The 16,954-nt window shown below is 35.6% G+C and carries 7 protein-coding genes; 1 reads left to right on the top strand and 6 read right to left on the bottom strand.

Annotation, left to right across the window (positions count from 1 at the left end):
- Window positions 1-531: 531 nt before the first annotated feature.
- Entirely contained in the window at window positions 532-3,969 is a 3,438-nt protein-coding gene (locus BUE84_RS13475; RefSeq protein ID WP_079242068.1) for a PKD domain-containing protein, read from the bottom strand.
- A 297-nt stretch (window positions 3,970-4,266) separates the two neighbouring features.
- Here BUE84_RS13475 and BUE84_RS24945 point away from each other — a divergent pair, with 297 nt between their 5' ends.
- The gene (locus BUE84_RS24945) at window positions 4,267-4,401 is read left to right on the top strand and encodes a hypothetical protein (protein ID WP_262487956.1); all 135 of its coding nucleotides are present in this window, start codon (window positions 4,267-4,269) and stop codon (window positions 4,399-4,401) included.
- A 263-nt stretch (window positions 4,402-4,664) separates the two neighbouring features.
- On the opposite strand, the gene BUE84_RS13465 is transcribed toward BUE84_RS24945, so the two are convergent.
- From BUE84_RS13465 to BUE84_RS13445, 5 genes are all read right to left on the bottom strand, one after another.
- Window positions 4,665-5,984 carry a reprolysin-like metallopeptidase gene (locus BUE84_RS13465; protein ID WP_079242066.1) on the bottom strand — a complete coding sequence of 440 codons (1,320 nt, stop codon included), beginning with the start codon at window positions 5,982-5,984 and terminating at the stop codon, window positions 4,665-4,667.
- Between the two features lie 197 nt (window positions 5,985-6,181).
- Window positions 6,182-7,489 (bottom strand): hypothetical protein, encoded by a 1,308-nt coding sequence (locus BUE84_RS13460; RefSeq protein ID WP_079242065.1) that lies wholly within the window; start codon window positions 7,487-7,489, stop codon window positions 6,182-6,184.
- Window positions 7,490-7,831: 342 nt separating this feature from the next.
- On the bottom strand, window positions 7,832-12,904 hold the full coding sequence (locus BUE84_RS13455; protein WP_079242064.1) for a choice-of-anchor L domain-containing protein: 5,073 nt from the start codon (window positions 12,902-12,904) through the stop codon (window positions 7,832-7,834).
- A gap of 449 nt (window positions 12,905-13,353) precedes the next feature.
- Window positions 13,354-13,824: a hypothetical protein gene (locus BUE84_RS13450; RefSeq protein WP_079242063.1), complete on the bottom strand. Its 471-nt coding sequence runs from the start codon at window positions 13,822-13,824 to the stop codon at window positions 13,354-13,356.
- A 998-nt stretch (window positions 13,825-14,822) separates the two neighbouring features.
- On the bottom strand, window positions 14,823-16,871 hold the full coding sequence (locus BUE84_RS13445) for a zinc-dependent metalloprotease (protein WP_158521363.1): 2,049 nt from the start codon (window positions 16,869-16,871) through the stop codon (window positions 14,823-14,825).
- Window positions 16,872-16,954: the final 83 nt, after the last annotated feature.

The raw sequence follows: 16,954 nt of genomic DNA, 5'->3' as shown, positions 1-16,954 counted from the left end.
GAATGTGAAAGAAATTCCCCGGGTCATGAATATTTGTAATACAAATATCCTTCTTAAATCACTTTAAATAGAAATAATGTATGTAGGAATAACTTGATTGAATACAGAAATAAAATGTGAAAATATCGTTAAAAAACTACAGGAATTATGGGTATTATTTTTTATGCGGTGAAGAAATAGATCATTTTGCTTTCCTTATCTATATATTGGTAAATGATTGGGAATTTTTATGATTATTGTTGTCCAAATTTTCATTCATTTCCAAAGAATTATTAATGAGGACAGGACTTTGGAAGAGTTTTTTTCCCCTGATGGTATGCTTTTGTCTATAAAAGATTTTCTTTTACATTATATTTTGTTTCCGAAACCTCTGTTTGTGAAAAGGAAAGAACCAACATTGCTAGACATATTTTTTATCCTGTCTCAGGAAATTAAGAATAGATTTAAGTTCGGTATTGCCTTTTAAGTAGGTTTCAGCATTTTTCATAATATAAAAAGTGCGCCGTTTAGGCGCACCATGGTAATTGAATTCTACTTTTTAATAATTTTGCTGGTGATTCTTTCTTTAGTTGAGGTGTTGATCAATACAATAGTATAATTTCCGTTAGGATATTTAGAAATATCTACTGCTGCATCCTGTATTGAACCCTTATTCATTTCTCTTCCTGCCATATCGTAAATACTATACTCGGTATAACTTTTTAAGGCATTATCGCTGAAGTTAAAGCTTGAACTTGTTGGATTTGGATAAACAAGATCATTGTCTATTGGAAGTTCTGCTTTATCTCTTTCTGAAGCATAAATTACTTTATTGTTAAGACTTGTTTTTGTTGTACATTGATTCTTATACATCCATGCGCTGGTTTTTGAGTTGGTTCCTGATGAGTTGGTTGCTTTCAAAGTAACCTGATAATAGTATGCGGGAAGATTAGGTAATGTGAATACAAAATCTTTGTTGGTACTGGTAAGAATATTTTGATACGTATTTCCTTCTTTCAGCGTCCATTCATAAGTGGTATCAGGTCCATTGCTACTTGTATTAATGATCGTATTATTGCTGTTAGTACATAATGTATTGGGTGCAGTAAAGTCGGCAAGAGGTGAGGAGGCTATAGCAGAACATTGTTCTTTATAAATCCATGCGCTGGTTTTTGTATTTGTTCCCGATGCATTGGCTGCTTTCAGAGTAATTTCATAGTAATAAGCAGGATGGTTTGGTAATGTGAATACGAAATCTTTGCTGGTACTTGTAAGGATATTTTGATAAGTATTTCCTTCTTTCAGCGTCCATTCATATGTGGTATCAGATCCACCGTTACTTGTATTAACGATTGTATTATTGCTGTTAGTACATAATGTATTGGGGGTAATAAAGCTGGCAAGAAGGGAGGTTGTGGCAGAACATACTTTTTTAGCTATCCATGCACCTGATTTCGTATTTGTTCCCAACGAATTAGCAGCTGTCAGTTCTACTCTAAACAATGCAGAAGGGCTGTTAGGAATAGTGAAATCAAAATCTTTGTTTGAGCTGGTAAGAACAACATGGTTATTGCCATCATATAATCTCCACGTATAAGATGCAGAAGATCCGCCCGTACTATTATTGATTACTTTTACACTTTTGTCTGTGCACACTTCAAATGGATCTGTAAAATTAGCAACCGGCATAGCATCATTATTGACTTCAAAGTCTATGTAAACAGGAGTGGCATTACCATAGGTGGTATTTCCGGCCTGTAACAGAATGATTCTTGCTGCTCCGGCTCCTCCTGTAAAGGTGATTTTACCACTATTATCCACATTGATAGGTCCGGAAACCCTTCTGAATGAAATCGGCAGCCCTGAAGATGCGGTAGCATTCAATAGATATGGATTGGCATTCCTGCTGATTTTTGTTAATGGATTGGAAACAGTAATGGTCTGGCTTTGCAGTCCATTACATGTCTGAAAAATCTGTTTGCTGAATTCATTTTCAGCACCTTGTGCATCTTTTACTTTTACCAATACCTCAAACCAATAGGTTGCTCCCTCCCCGCAGCCTCCTTCCGGTACAAAAGTGGTATTAGTTGTTGAGCCGTTGATTACTGAGCCATAATGGATATGATCGTCATGGTGTCTGTTCACCTGTATGGTATAGGTTAAGTTACCCGCACTTGTCAGATCATCAGTGGCTGCAACATTAATATTAACATTAGTAGAGCTTGGGTGAGTATTAGGTAAGGTTTGAACAATTGTGTTATCAGATGTTCTCCTAATTACTACATCCTGAATAACAGGGGCATTATTATTAAGATAAATTTCTTTGGTCGCAATATTGGTAGCTCCTCCTGCATCAGTAACAGTAAGTGTTACCACTCTTTTATCCGGGGCAGAGTTTGGAATAGAAAAAGTATGTACCGGATTTATTTCAGTAGAAGTGGTTCCGTCTCCAAAATTCCATAAATACTGTAAGTTTTGAGTTTCTTTATCATAGGAAAGATCACCATAAAATTGTACCGTATTTCCAGTCTGATTAATAGAGTTTTTATCAGATTTAATAATTGCTGTTGGAGCATAATTACCTGTTATAGCCAATCTTGAAATCGAATTTCCGTTACCAGCATAATTTACAGTATAAATATATCCGTCGTATGGATTAGTATATAAATGGACAATGCCACCAGCACTAAGAGCCTTATATACCTTTGCTGGACGTGAGAAATTAGCTGCTGAGTTATTTTCTTCAAATTTAATAGCCATAAGATCACTTCCTGTATAATCACCCACCAGAATAGTGTTGGTTAAGGAACCCCCATATCTGTCAATACTAATTTCTTTTGGATAAAAAGTATTGGCGGTAGATGAGGTTCCTTTATGATTGTATGAATCAGAAGAAAGATTGTACCAAAGGACCGGATTGCCGTCTTTGTTGATTTTACTGTCTGTTCCCCAGAGTTTGTTAGGGTTGCCATTATCGGGATGGGCCCATGCATATAAAGGGTATTTGAAGGTATAAGAAGGGTCTTTGGGAAAAGTGGTAAACTGCTCATTGATCCTTGCATGATCAAACCCTTCATAATGGGGCCATCCTCCATTATCTCCCATAGAGTATAGGGCTGCTTCTTCCCAGGCATTCTCTCCGGTATCACTTACTAAAAACTGGCCGGGTCCGTTTCCGACAATGTTCTGTGTAATGGCAGTAACCCTGTAAGGATTTCTAAGCCCCATTACGGCCAACCTGGATTGTGCACTTCTCGGTTGTGTTGAATCATAATACGGATTGCCGGGTATTCCATTTCCGGTTTCTTTATCAATCCTTAAAATCTTACCGGAAAGAGAAGATTTTGATTGAACCCTCATTTGTATTAATGATTGCTCAGCCTGAGGAAGAATACCTCTTGCAACGCCTTGTGCTCCTGCCTGATCACCCAGAGAGCTGTCCCCAATAGAAAGCATTAAGCTGCCGTCTGCTCCGAAAAATGCACTTCCGACTCCATGTGCCGTTGCTAAAATAGGAGGTCCATCTCTAAAGCCATATTGGGTATGATCTCCTACCAATATCTTCCTGGTACCAGGATCAAGAACACCGTTTACGTAAGTATATCGGGTACATCTTCCAATTGTTGCTGAAAACTGATCATCCGCATTTATTCCGGAGAATAAGGTGCGGGGTTCTACCGTATACCATAAATATACATAACCATTAGTAGCAAATTGAGGATCAAGAGTAAATCCTAATAATCCATGATCATCACCACTGGGATTCATCACTTCACTTGAAATGTCAATGATTGTGGTAACATTGCCTCCATTCGGGGCAATTTGTTTTACCTTACCGGCTTTTTCCCAGACATAAGCATTCCCGCTGCTGTCAAAGACTACTCCAACTGGCAGATCAAAACCCGCTTTGTATGTTTGAAGTTCAAAATTTTGACTGTACACATCACACAATCCACATAGGAATAGTGACAAAAACATCATTTTTTTCATAATTTTTATATTTATAAGATTGATGCTGTATAAAAAAATACCAATATAATTCCCTTTGTAGAGAGTTTGTTTGTTGTAAATGTCTTATTAAATACCTTTGAATGAAAATAATATATGTAGAAATAAATTGATTAAAACCTGAAATAAAATGTAATAATATCGTTGAAAAACTACAGTCTTTTTAAAATTATTAGTTATAGTGGCAAAGAATATAGAATGTTTTTGTCAGCAATTTGTATTGTTAAATGTATGGATAATTTTATTTTCATTGCTTGTCCGTTAATTCAAAAAAGAAAGATGGACAATAGTCCATCTTTCTACAAACACTTACAAAAAAACCTATGGTCTATATCCGGAAAAGGGTATCTTCTAAACCAGGAACATATTGAAATAAATACAGATAATATCATTCTTAATGAAACTCCGGAATAAACAGGATAATATTTCTATGACGATGAGCTTTGTCAAGCATTTTTATTGATATTTTGTAAGTGAATTAATTTTTACAAACCTATTGAAAAAATTAAAACAGCAGAGAATGAAAACTGTAGATATTGTACTACGAACAGGAAGTTATTTATTGCTGTATTATGAATAAATTTTAATTGGTGTTAAATTAAAAGGATGAGCAATGGCCCATCCTTTTTACAATGTACTGATTCTAAGATCCGGATTATACTAAATGAAATTTATTATTAATAAGTAAATGAATTTTTTATTTTAGAGATATTGGTAGCGTCATGATGATTATAAGCGTTGTATGCTCCGAAAAAACCATTTAGTTTTTCGTACATAACATCCCCGGTATTATCTGCATGATCAGCTCCTAAATTATGACCACATTCATGAGCTAGTGTACTATTATAATTATCATTGGCTATTGCAACAGAATTTTCTCTATAAAAGTTTGGGTAGTCACTATTAGTTCCTTTATACACATTAAGGCCTGCTCTTCCGTTAGCGTCATTCCAATTATTTCCAAATAATGCGACTCTTACATGTCTCATCTTAGGGTTTTTATAAGGATGACTAGCCGAAAATATTTGTAACTTTTTTATCTGGTCAAGTGAATTGTCTACTTTTGATAGTGCATTTGTCCATTCTATTATCTCATCAAGGTAACCGTAATTAATTGTTCCGTCAGGATTGAGAGGAGAGTGATTAGTGAACTGATATTGCCACCAGTTGATTTGTATGTTTGGATCTATACCTTTTAATGAAGTGGCTAAGTGTGTATATTGATTATCAAAATCTGGATCTCCTATCATGCCTATTAATTCAATATTATAAGTGAGTACTATGTTGGAATTTTTTGCGATATCTTCTGTCTTATTGTTTAGTTCACCTGGAGTAGAAGTAAGGTGATTTGTACCGCATTTTACTTGACCTTCTGCTGACTTCCTTTTTTGGTTACTGGCAGTCTCATTTAAGAGTACATAATGATTTGAATTTTCAATAATGGTATTATATTGATTATTGTCATTAACCATTTTCTTATTAAACTGATTTAGCATTTGCTGTCCATCTATTCCATTTTTTTGGGCATAAGCTAAAAATTGTGTTTTCAGCTTCCCTTGTGGGTTAAACTTTATTGGCTTATAACCAATATTTAGTTCATTTTTTCCTTTTAGTCTAAAATCCTGATTTTTATCATTATAAAACAGATCAAACCCGTTTTCTCCAATGATCATGATGGCGTTTTCATTAATTTTTCCATCAGTATTCACGGAACCTGTAAAAGTTCTCTTTTTTCCAAACAGCGTATCACTATTACTTGTCATTTCAAAATAGAGTTTTGTACCATCATTTTTGATAAGCGTGAATTTTCTTACTTCGCCTTCTTTTTCAATAGGTTTTGCAAAATCCGGTATTAGCGGTAGTTCTGAAACTTTGTATACAGTACCATTATTGGTTACAATACCACTGTCAGTAGATGAACTGGTTTCAAGGTTCTCATTGTGACATGAAACAAACAGAGTGGCTGCAAAGGCCATTGAAATCATAATTTTTTTCATAAAATAATTCTTTAATAGGTGATAAAATCAATCCCTTTATTGTGATATAAAAAAATATACGGGTGGATATAAAACTACATGGATGAAAGAATTAATGATCTTACTTATCGTATTTTTTAATAGACATGTCATCATACAATAAAAGGATGAACAAAACTGCTCATCCTTTTTACAATGTACTGATTTTAAGATCCGGATTAATTAATTATTAATGATGTTTTTATTTTGGAGATATTGGTAACGTCATGATGATTATAAGCATTGTATGCTCCCCAGAAACCCTTTGCTTCGGGATGCATAACATCCTCTGTATTGTTAACATGTATAGCTCCTAAATTATGGCCACATTCATGAGCCAATGTAGTATTGTAATTATCAGATATTATTAGAACAGATCGTCCATTCCGATAAGAGCTTTCAGTACTAGTTTTATAATAATTCAACTCAGCTAAACCTTCTAAATAATTGTTCCAGCTATCTCCATATGCTGCCATTCTTACACGTCTTTTAGTGTTATAAGGATGTTTTTCGGAAAAAGCCCGTAACTTTTCTAGCTGTTTGTAGGCATCGGCTTCTTTTTCTAATGCATTAGTCCATTCTGCCAGCTCTTCAATATAATTTTGATTAATGGTTCCGTCTGAATTTTGTGGAGAATTAGTGAATTGATATTGCCACCAGTTGATTTGCATGTTTGGATATATAGCTTTTAATGATAGGACTACCTTAGCATATTGGTTATCGAAGTCCACGTCTCCCATGATGCCTATAACTTCTATATTGTAAGCTCCTACTTTTGTATTTTTTTCAACATTTTCTACTTTATTGTTTAATTCATGTTGAGTAGAAGTAAGGTGGTCTATACCACATTTCCCTTGTCTTTCTGCTGACCTTCTTTTTTGTAAACCTGCAGTCTCATTTAAGAGTACATAATGATTTGAGTTTTCAATAATCGTATTATATTGATTATTGTCATTACCCCTTTTCTTATTAAACTGATTTAGCAATTGCTGTCCATTAATTCCCTTTTTTTGAGTATAAGCTAAGAATTCTGTTTTAAGTTTACCTTGTGGGTTAAATTCTACTGGCTTATAGCCAACATTTAATTCACTTTTTCCCTTTAGCCTGAAATCCTGATTTTTATCATTATAAAACAGATCAAACCCGTTTTCTCCAATGATCATGATGGCGTTTTCATTAATTTTTCCATCAGTATTCACGGAACCTGTAAAAGTTCTCTTTTTTCCAAACAGCGTATCACTATTACTTGTCAGTTCAAAATAGAGTTTTGAACCATCGTTTTTAATCAAAGTAAACTTTCTTACTTCGCCTTCTTTTTCAATAGGTTTTGCAAAATCCGGTATTAGCGGTAGTTCTGAAATTTTGTACATACTGCCATTGTTGGTTACAACACCGTTATCTGCAGATGAACTAGTTTCAAGATTTTCATTATTACAAGAAATAAACAGAGTGGCTGCAAAGGCCATTGAAATCATAATCTTTTTCATAATATAATTCTTTAATCGGTGATAAATTTATTGACTTAATTGTGATGTGAAAAATACCAGTCGTAAAGATTAAACTACAGATATGAAGGTATTTATGGTCTTTATTGTTATGTTTTTTTAGATTGAATGCAGTGTTAGTATATTCATATTGAGTAAGGATACTTATAGTTTTCTACTCGGTTATTCTTAAAATTTAAACTATACCTGAACTTTCCATAAAAATACCCCAAAAAGTCAGAGACTTTTTGGGGTATTCCATTTTGTGATGGTTTTATTCTTTTTTAAAGAAAATGAAACCTTGACACTAATGAGCAGATTGATCCATATCGATATTCATCAGATCTACTCTCTGTTTTTTAATAGGATCCAACCTGATAGTTCAACATTCTTTTTACTTATTTTATCTTGCCAGAATAGTTTGTACCAATACGTATCAGTTGGAAGAGGGTTTCCAATATATTTCCCGTTCCAAATTGGAGTTTTGGAGGTTGGTTTAAATACTGCTTTACCATATTTGTCGAATATGCTTCCTTCAAAATTTCCGTATTTACTGATCTCACTAAAATCTATTACATCGTTAATGCCATCACTATTGGGAGTAATAACATTAGCCATAAAGAAAGTATAATATTCTACATTTGTATCACAAGAAGTCTCTTTGTTTCTAACTCGAATAGAATATAGAGTGTTTTTAAGAACATTGGTGAAAACATTTGAAGTCTGCCAGGTTACCCCTCCATCAATAGAATATTCAAGAGAAATACTTCCATTATTTTTTGCATTAATAGTTAAGGTATTGTTATTGTAAACTATACCGGTAATTTCTGGAGTAAGAATATATGAAACTGTAGCGGTAAAGGATTTAGAGCAAGTTCCATTATTGATGGTTACTGTATAAGTACCGGTAGCAGTTACATTGATTTTCTGAGTTGTCGCTCCGGTATTCCAGTTATAAGTATAGTTTAAACCTGATCCTGCATCTAATATACCCGTATCTCCTTTGCAGATTTCTATATTGTTCAGAGAGGATGTTATTTCAGGAATCACATTGATGGTAATGGTTGCAGCTGTTTGTGAACCACAACCATTGGTTCCCACTCCGGTTACGGTATAGGTCGTTGTGGAAGTAGGGGAAACTGTTTGAGTATTTCCGTTACCTGATAATCCAGTCCATGTATAGGTTATAGCACCGGATGCAGTTAGAGTAACAGATTGCCCTTTACAAATTGTAAGAGCAGGTGCGGTGATAGAAATAATAGGTGGGGTTGTATTATTTATTACGGTTACTGTAGCTTGTTTCACACAACCTAATGGATTAGCACTTGTAATCGTAAGGGTGTAAGTTCCACCATTATTAACTATTGGAGTTAAAGTATTTGCTCCTGAAATAATATTTCCACCATTGGTTGCTGTCCACAAGAATGTTGCTCCAGGCTGATAAACAGATGTTGTAGCATCCAGTGTAATTTGTGCAACAGTACATGTAATTTGCGAAGGAGTAGCAATATTGACGATAATAGCAGGGTCCATGGTTACGGTTACCGATTTTTGATATTGGCAACCTGCGGGTGTAGTAACAGTCACCGTATAAATACCTCCTGATGTAACTGTATTTGTAGTTCCGTTTACCCCGTTTGACCAGGAAAAAGTATTTCCTGTGCCTGATGCCGTTGCCGTTAAAATTGTAGATGAACCTTCACAAAAGGCTAAACTCCCAGTAATTTGCACATTGGGATTCACATCTGCTACAACAGTAATTGATGCAGGAGCAATGGCACAGTTTCCACTTGTATTAGTTAAAGTATAAGTTCCGGGAGCTGTTATGGTGATAGATTGAGTTGTTGCTCCTGTAGACCATGTATTTCCCGTTGTAAAATTCGATGTTAAAGTTACACTCCCATTACTACAGATTGCCGGAGCTGATGTAGAAATGACTAGAGTAGGGTTTATATTGATTATCAATTGCAATTCTACAACTTTCGAACAGGTAGCTGATGCTATACGGACATAAATGGTTGCATTTCCGGAAAGATAAGCTGTTGGAGTTGCAATTGTATTCGTGTTGCCGGCAATAGCATCAGCTTGATTCACATAATAATCAAATGTTACTCCTGAAGTCGTACTCATGTTTGTCTGAGCAGTTGTTAAATTGAAAATGGCAGTCGTTGAAGCTGAACATTGACTTAAACTGGAGTTTTGTGCGACAGGAACCACACCTTGAGTTACGGTCACGGATTTTTGATATTGGCAACCTGAAGGCGTAGTAACAGTCACTGTATACACACCTCCTGCCGTAACGGTATTGGTAGATCCGTTTACCCCGTTTGACCAGGAAAAAGTATTTCCGGTTCCTGTAGAAGTGGCTGTTAAAGTAGTTGCTGAAGGGTCACATAAAACTAGGTTTCCTGTAATCTGTACATCAGGATTGCTTTCAGCATTGATGGTAACAGAAGTAGAAGTACTTGTACATGATCCATTGCTGTTGGATAGGGTATAGGTTCCCGGAGAGGTCACGGTAATAGATTGTGTTGTTGCCCCTGTAGACCATATATTTCCAGTAGTTTGGTTTGAGGTAAGAGTCACGCTCCCACCATAACAAATGGTAGCTGACGAAGGAGTAATAACAGGAGTTACAGTCTGTGTTACTGCAAGCTGCAATTGAGCCACTTTGAAACATGCTCCTGAGCTGACACGGACATAAATGGTTGCATTTCCGGAAAGATAAGCTGCAGGATTGGCAATGGTATTGGTATTTCCTGCATTGGCGTCTGCCAAAGTCGTATAATATGAAAACACAGTTCCGGGAGTAGTACTTATTAAAGTTTGTGCGGATGTTAAATCGAAATTAGCTGTTGTGGAGCTGGAACATTCGCTTAAGGTTGCGTTCTGAACTACCGGAACCACACCTTGAGTTACGGTCACGGATTTTTGATATTGGCAACCTGAAGGCGTAGTAACAGTCACTGTATACACACCTCCTGCCGTAACGGTATTGGTAGATCCGTTTACCCCGTTTGACCAGGAAAAAGTATTTCCGGTTCCTGTAGAAGTGGCTGTTAAAGTAGTTGCTGAAGATTCACAAAGAATCAGGTTTCCTGTAATCTGTACATCAGGATTGCTTTCAGCATTGATGGTAACAGAAGTAGAAGTACTTGTACATGATCCATTGCTGTTGGATAGGGTATAGGTTCCCGGAGAAGTTACGGTAATAGATTGTGTTGTTGCCCCTGTAGACCATATATTTCCAGTAGTTTGGTTTGAGGTAAGAGTCACGCTGCCACCATAACAAATGGTAGCTGATGAAGGAGTGATAACAGGATTTACAGTCTGTGTTACTGTAAGCTGCAATTGAGCCACTTTGAAACATGCTCCTGAGCTGACACGGACATAAATGATTGCATTTCCGGAAAGATAAGCTGCAGGATTGGCAATGGTATTGGTATTTCCTGCATTGGCGTCTGCCAAAGTCGTATAATATGAAAACACAGTTCCCGGAGTAGTACTTATTAAAGTTTGTGCGGATGTTAAATCGAAATTAGCTGTTGTGGAGCTGGAACATTCGCTTAAGGTTGCGTTCTGAACTACCGGAACCACACCTTGAGTTACGGTCACGGATTTTTGATATTGGCAACCTGAAGGCGTAGTAACAGTCACTGTATACACACCTCCTGCCGTAACGGTATTGGTAGATCCGTTTACCCCGTTTGACCAGGAAAAAGTATTTCCGGTTCCTGTAGAAGTGGCTGTTAAAGTAGTTGCTGAAGATTCACAAAGAATCAGGTTTCCTGTAATCTGTACATCAGGATTGCTTTCAGCATTGATGGTAACAGAAGTAGAAGTACTTGTACATGATCCATTGCTGTTGGATAGGGTATAGGTTCCCGGAGAAGTTACGGTAATAGATTGTGTTGTTGCCCCTGTAGACCATATATTTCCAGTAGTTTGGTTTGAGGTAAGAGTCACGCTGCCACCATAACAAATGGTAGCTGATGAAGGAGTGATAACAGGATTTACAGTCTGTGTTACTGTAAGCTGCAATTGAGCCACTTTGAAACATGCTCCTGAGCTGACACGGACATAAATGGTTGCATTTCCGGAAAGATAAGCTGCAGGATTGGCAATGGTATTGGTATTTCCTGCATTGGCGTCTGCCAAAGTCGTATAATATGAAAACACAGTTCCCGGAGTAGTACTTATTAAAGTTTGTGCGGATGTTAAATCGAAATTAGCTGTTGTGGAGCTGGAACATTCACTTAAGCTTGCGTTCTGGACGACAGGCGAAGTTCCGCCTATTACAGTAATAGTAGCCTCTCCGGGGCAGTTGTTTCCCTGAATAAAAACCTTAACAGTATATACACCTGGCTGTGTTGCTGTATAGCTTGCGTTCGTCGCTCCGGGAATAGCATTGGCTCCCTGATACCACTGATAGGTTATATTAGATCCTTGAACAGAAGCAGTAAACGTTTGCGGCGTATTATCACACATATTGACAGTTCCTGGAAGCTGTACATTTGCCGGATCCATCATTTTCACCCCGATATCGAATGATCCTGCCTCAAGAAATACTGCTGAATCATATGCGGTATCATTATAATCTGCAAGTACAATTTTAAAATGATAGGTTTCTCCAGGAATTACTGTTGCTTTTGCAGTAAGTGGAATAGTACGTCCGTTAAAATTAGTCTCAATCTGAGCAGTATTGGTACCCCCATAATATACTTCATTTTGAGGTCCGCAGTTTGGATATTGAGGGTGAATATTGGTTACACTTACAGGCCCTGCTCCTCCTGGAAGTACAGCAAGATTGGTATAAGTAGGATCAGATACTTTTTTTAAGAGTAAGGCAAAGCCATCAGTATAGGAACAAGGATAGTTGCCCTGATATTCTTTAGAAGCAAATAAATATCTGAAAGTAATTTCAGTAGAAGCAGCCACAAAGTCAAATTCTATAGAAGTGGCATTGGTTAAGTTGTTGGTTCCTATAGCAGCAGATAAATCTGCGTCTCCTCCGGTTCCAAGGTCATCACTTAAATTAGGCTGGAAAGTATTCCCTGCTTTATTTGCATATCCTGTTGAAAGTACAATTCCTTTAGTGAAAGGAAAGTTTGTACTTGATTTATTGAAATATCCCCAGCTTCGGTTCGGATCAGTGGCCGGTAAGTTTGGGGAAACAGTTACATTGCTTACATTTGAACTGATACAAGTGGTGCCTCCTGATATAAGAACATCACTGATCAGCTGATTTATTGGATAGTTCGACTCTGGATAGCCTGGTGCATTTACATCTATAAAAGCACCAGCTCTCAAAGATGCAGCCTTAGGTTTAGCCGCAATCTCTACCCTTCCTTTATTTTGAGCCAAAACAAAGTTTCCCAGGAAAGCTAAAAATAACGCTAAAAGTAAATTTTCTCTCATATTATTGTTTTTATTATGTTTTATGACTTATAACTTTATTGGTAAAATAGATGATGATCTTGATAAGTTTCTTTGAGTAGTGAGTGGTTTTGCTCATCCTTTTTTTACATTGGACGGATTTGGAAATCTAGATATCTCATTCTTTTTTAAGATGAATAAGTTGATATTGATCTATTCATACATGTCCATTACTGATTGAATGGCAGTTTGAAGGTTTAAATATCCGATGTAGCGAATAATGGGTTTTAAATGCAACCCAGCATAATAATTTTCACATATTAATTCTTTTTTAGTGATGAAATTAAGAATGTAATAGGTGTAACAAAGAATTTAAAGTGTAGTTGTTGAACTACGATTGTGAAAATATTGTTAGTGTTATTTTTTCTGTTTTTTATGACATGGGTATCATGTAAAATCGATTTAGAAATCTCATTGTTGGGTAAAGTGTATTATCTCCTGTTTCTTGCATAGGTTAGAAGTTTATTCTTGAGAATACTCACCGGATCGGTCAATATTTTATTATTGATGTCAGTTTTACCTTGTAATTTGAAGATTTTGCAATGATCTGTATAAATCAGTTCATATCCGTTTTCTTCTATTGTCATCACTGCTTTTTCTTTTGTTTTTATATCAGTCATCACAAAACCAGTCAGGGTATTGTCTTCCTTCCAAAAGCTTGAGGATGTACCTTTTAGTTCAAAATTTAATTTTTTACAGTCATCCTTGATCAATGTGAATTTCCGAATTTCCCACGATTCTTTAATTGGTGCAGCAAAGTCTGGAACAGCAGCCAATTCCGAAATTTGGTAAACTTTATGATAAATAGTAGAGGAGTTCTTATTGGTAAATATTTTTGGTTCAGTATGGGTACATGCCAGATTAAGGGCTGCCACAACGACCAGAGTAAATATGGATTTCATTAATTCTTCAATGTGTGACAAAAATATTAATGCTTTTCTATAACAGAGAATCAGAATCGTAGGCATTATACTACACTTATGAAAATATTAATCAATGAAATCCTGCCTTTTTAATGATAAAAACAAGTAATATCCTTTGTTGATCTTAATAGATTTATAAAGAAGGCTGTGGTATAAAAAAGAAAGATGAGCATATTGCCCATCTTCCATTGTACACTTAAATACTAATAATACGTACTATATCCTTAAAAAAGTTACTGGACTTTATATCCGATTTATGTAATACTTTTAAATTAAAAAAGGGTGAAATTTAATATTATGAATAATGTCAATAGTACTAAAAATCGGAAATTGAAGATGTGGATATAGTTGGTTCTCAAAAGATGTCCCCTATCTTTTACTTATTTAAAATATTACTAGTAAAGTATACATAAACAACTTAATAAGACAAACTTATTAAAATAGCTTAAGTAATAAGAAGTATAGGTTGTAGATATTCAACTATATCAATGAAGTAATAAATTGTCATATAAGATCTTTTTTTAGAATGTTATATAAAAAAGATGAGCTCATTGAGCCCATCTTAATCCTGTACCATCTCAAAAATACAGAAAGTTAAAATATGAATGTTTGACGAATTTATGTTTAAAAATGATATCTTTTTATTAAAGGATTATGTAATTGACTTATATTATACTTTTAAATTTAAATGAGCGAAATTTAAAAGATGAAATAAACAGTTTAATAATGACAAACTTATTGAAATAGCTTAAGTAATAAGAAGTATATGTTGTAAACATTAGACTATACCAATGAAGCTATAAATTGTCATATAACATATTTTTAAGGATGTTATATAAAAAAGATGGGCTCAATGAGCCCATCCTGATCCTGTACCATCTCATAAAATACAGGAAATTAAAAAATATGAATGTTAAACGAAGTTATATTCAGCCCCCTTTATTAGATATCATGTTTTATTGATACAGTGTTTGATCTTATTTTTTAATGAATTTTTGGGAAGATTTTCCTAAAGTGGTTTCAATATCAATTAAATAAGTTCCGCTTAGGAAGTGTTTAACATCCACCTTATCACCAATAACTTTAGCATTCATTTTTCTTCCAGACATATCATAAACAGCAATTGATTTAATTTTCCCTTTTGTTTTAATATTCAATACATCAGAAGCCGGATTTGGATAAATGGAAATTTCTGAGTTTGTTGTATCAACATCTACAGTAGATAATGCACAAGGTGTTGTAATACTGCCATATGGTTGTGTATTATATCCAAATTCAGTTACAGAATAATTTGAACCATTTGCCCCCACAATCAATTTGAAATAACCGTTAATGTTGTAGCCATCGAATTGGTTTCTAAAACCAACATAAGCGGTTTGGCCAGACCAGGTAGTATATGTAGGAGTGTAGACATCCAGTTGTCCGGGAGTACTAATAGGATAGCCTATATTATTTGCATTAGTTATGGTGGTACAGGCTGGAATTAAACTGATATTTCTTGTTCCTGTTTCACATACTAATCCTTTCCAATAGGTTTCCAGTTTTAATTGATTTGCAGCATAATACCAGGCGCCATATCCTGCATCATCACTAAGTTCCGGGTTAATGATAAAATATTTCCAAGGTGCTCCGGAGTTGGTTGTTACGGTTGTTGCTGTTGGGTTGGCATAGCTTTCCAGAGGAGTCCCTGTAACTATTTTATAAGGATCTTTATAAGAAAAAGTTAATGCTAAAGCTGTTGTTGATCCTAGTGAAGTTGTGCCTCCTGTTATAGCCGGATTCAGGAATGTAATTGATGAATTCAGGACCTGGCTTTTAGGGTGACTGGTTGCCGCACCATTTATGGTAAGTGTAGCAGTAGTAGGGCTTGTAACTACTATAGCTGCTGTTAATCCTGCGGGTAATGAAGAAGTGAAATGTGTTCCTGCAGTAAGAGTTGTTCCATTTGGTACGGCAAATGTTGCTGAATTTAATGTAATTGTTGATGTAGGAGCAGAGGCTACTGTTCCATCTAATGATACAGCTCCGTTATTGTCTAAGTTCTCTGTAAATGTACTGTTGCTAAGGGTTAGCCTTGGTGGAGTATTAGCAACTCCGGTTGCAGCTAAGTTGGCAGGCTGCCATAAATTTATTCTTGAAGCATGGTTTAATGCAGCTATCATCCTGTCAACCTGTCCATTAGTAAACATTTTATAACAACCGGAAGAACCGTTGTATCCCATATAGTTTTCTACGTTCACTTTTTGTCCTAGACAATTATTGCCCACTGTACATCCTAGTCCGGAAGACATATTTTCTACAGGGGTGTCAGCCACTCCGTCACCATCATTACCAGGGTTGGCAGTTGAACACAGAACATTGAACGTGTGCTGAAGATTTAGCCAATGTCCAAATTCGTGAGTGAATGTATCAGAAAACTCGTTTGAAGCCACTGTTCCTGCAGCATTAAATATATAACGTCCATTATAAACAACTCTGGCTGTATTTACTGAAGTCATGTATGAATCCGGATACCAGGCCACTCCTGATTGATATAAATCCTTATTAGCATACAGGTCATTTTGGATATACACATTCATATACTTTGAATTATCCCAGGCATCTGTGCCAATTTCTGTATCATATCCGCCACCGTTGCCGTATCCACCTTTGAAAGGATGAAATACCACTCCACTTGTTGCTTTTCCGGTTGGATCAATTTTAGCTAATCGAAATTCAATGCTTAACGCTCCTCTGATAGATTGGAAGTCAGGATCTACAGTGTTTGAATCAGTATTGATTCCATTGAAATTTAAGTTAATTTGTTCCAGTAAGTCAACTACTTTTTGATAATTTACTTTTACATTACTCTGAGATTCTCCATACACATGAAAAACCACAGGGATAATGTAGGTTGGATTATTGATTGTATTATTCAATGAATTTTTGTTTGATTTCATTTTTTTTATGAAATCTTTGGTGTATTTCTCAAAATTTTCATATTCAGCCTTTGATTCAGGATGCAGTTCAAAATGTTTTTTCATCATTTCATCTGCTTTACACTCATGAGGCCTATTTTGCTGTGCAAAACCTATTATTGGAAATAGGGACATAAATAGTAATGATTTAA

It is taken from the genome of Chryseobacterium indologenes (genome assembly GCF_002025665.1).
GTDB classification, from domain to species: Bacteria; Bacteroidota; Bacteroidia; order Flavobacteriales; family Weeksellaceae; genus Chryseobacterium; species Chryseobacterium metallicongregator.
The sequence above is the reverse complement of the archived record's forward strand: the minus strand, read 5'-3'. Positions and strand labels throughout refer to the sequence as shown.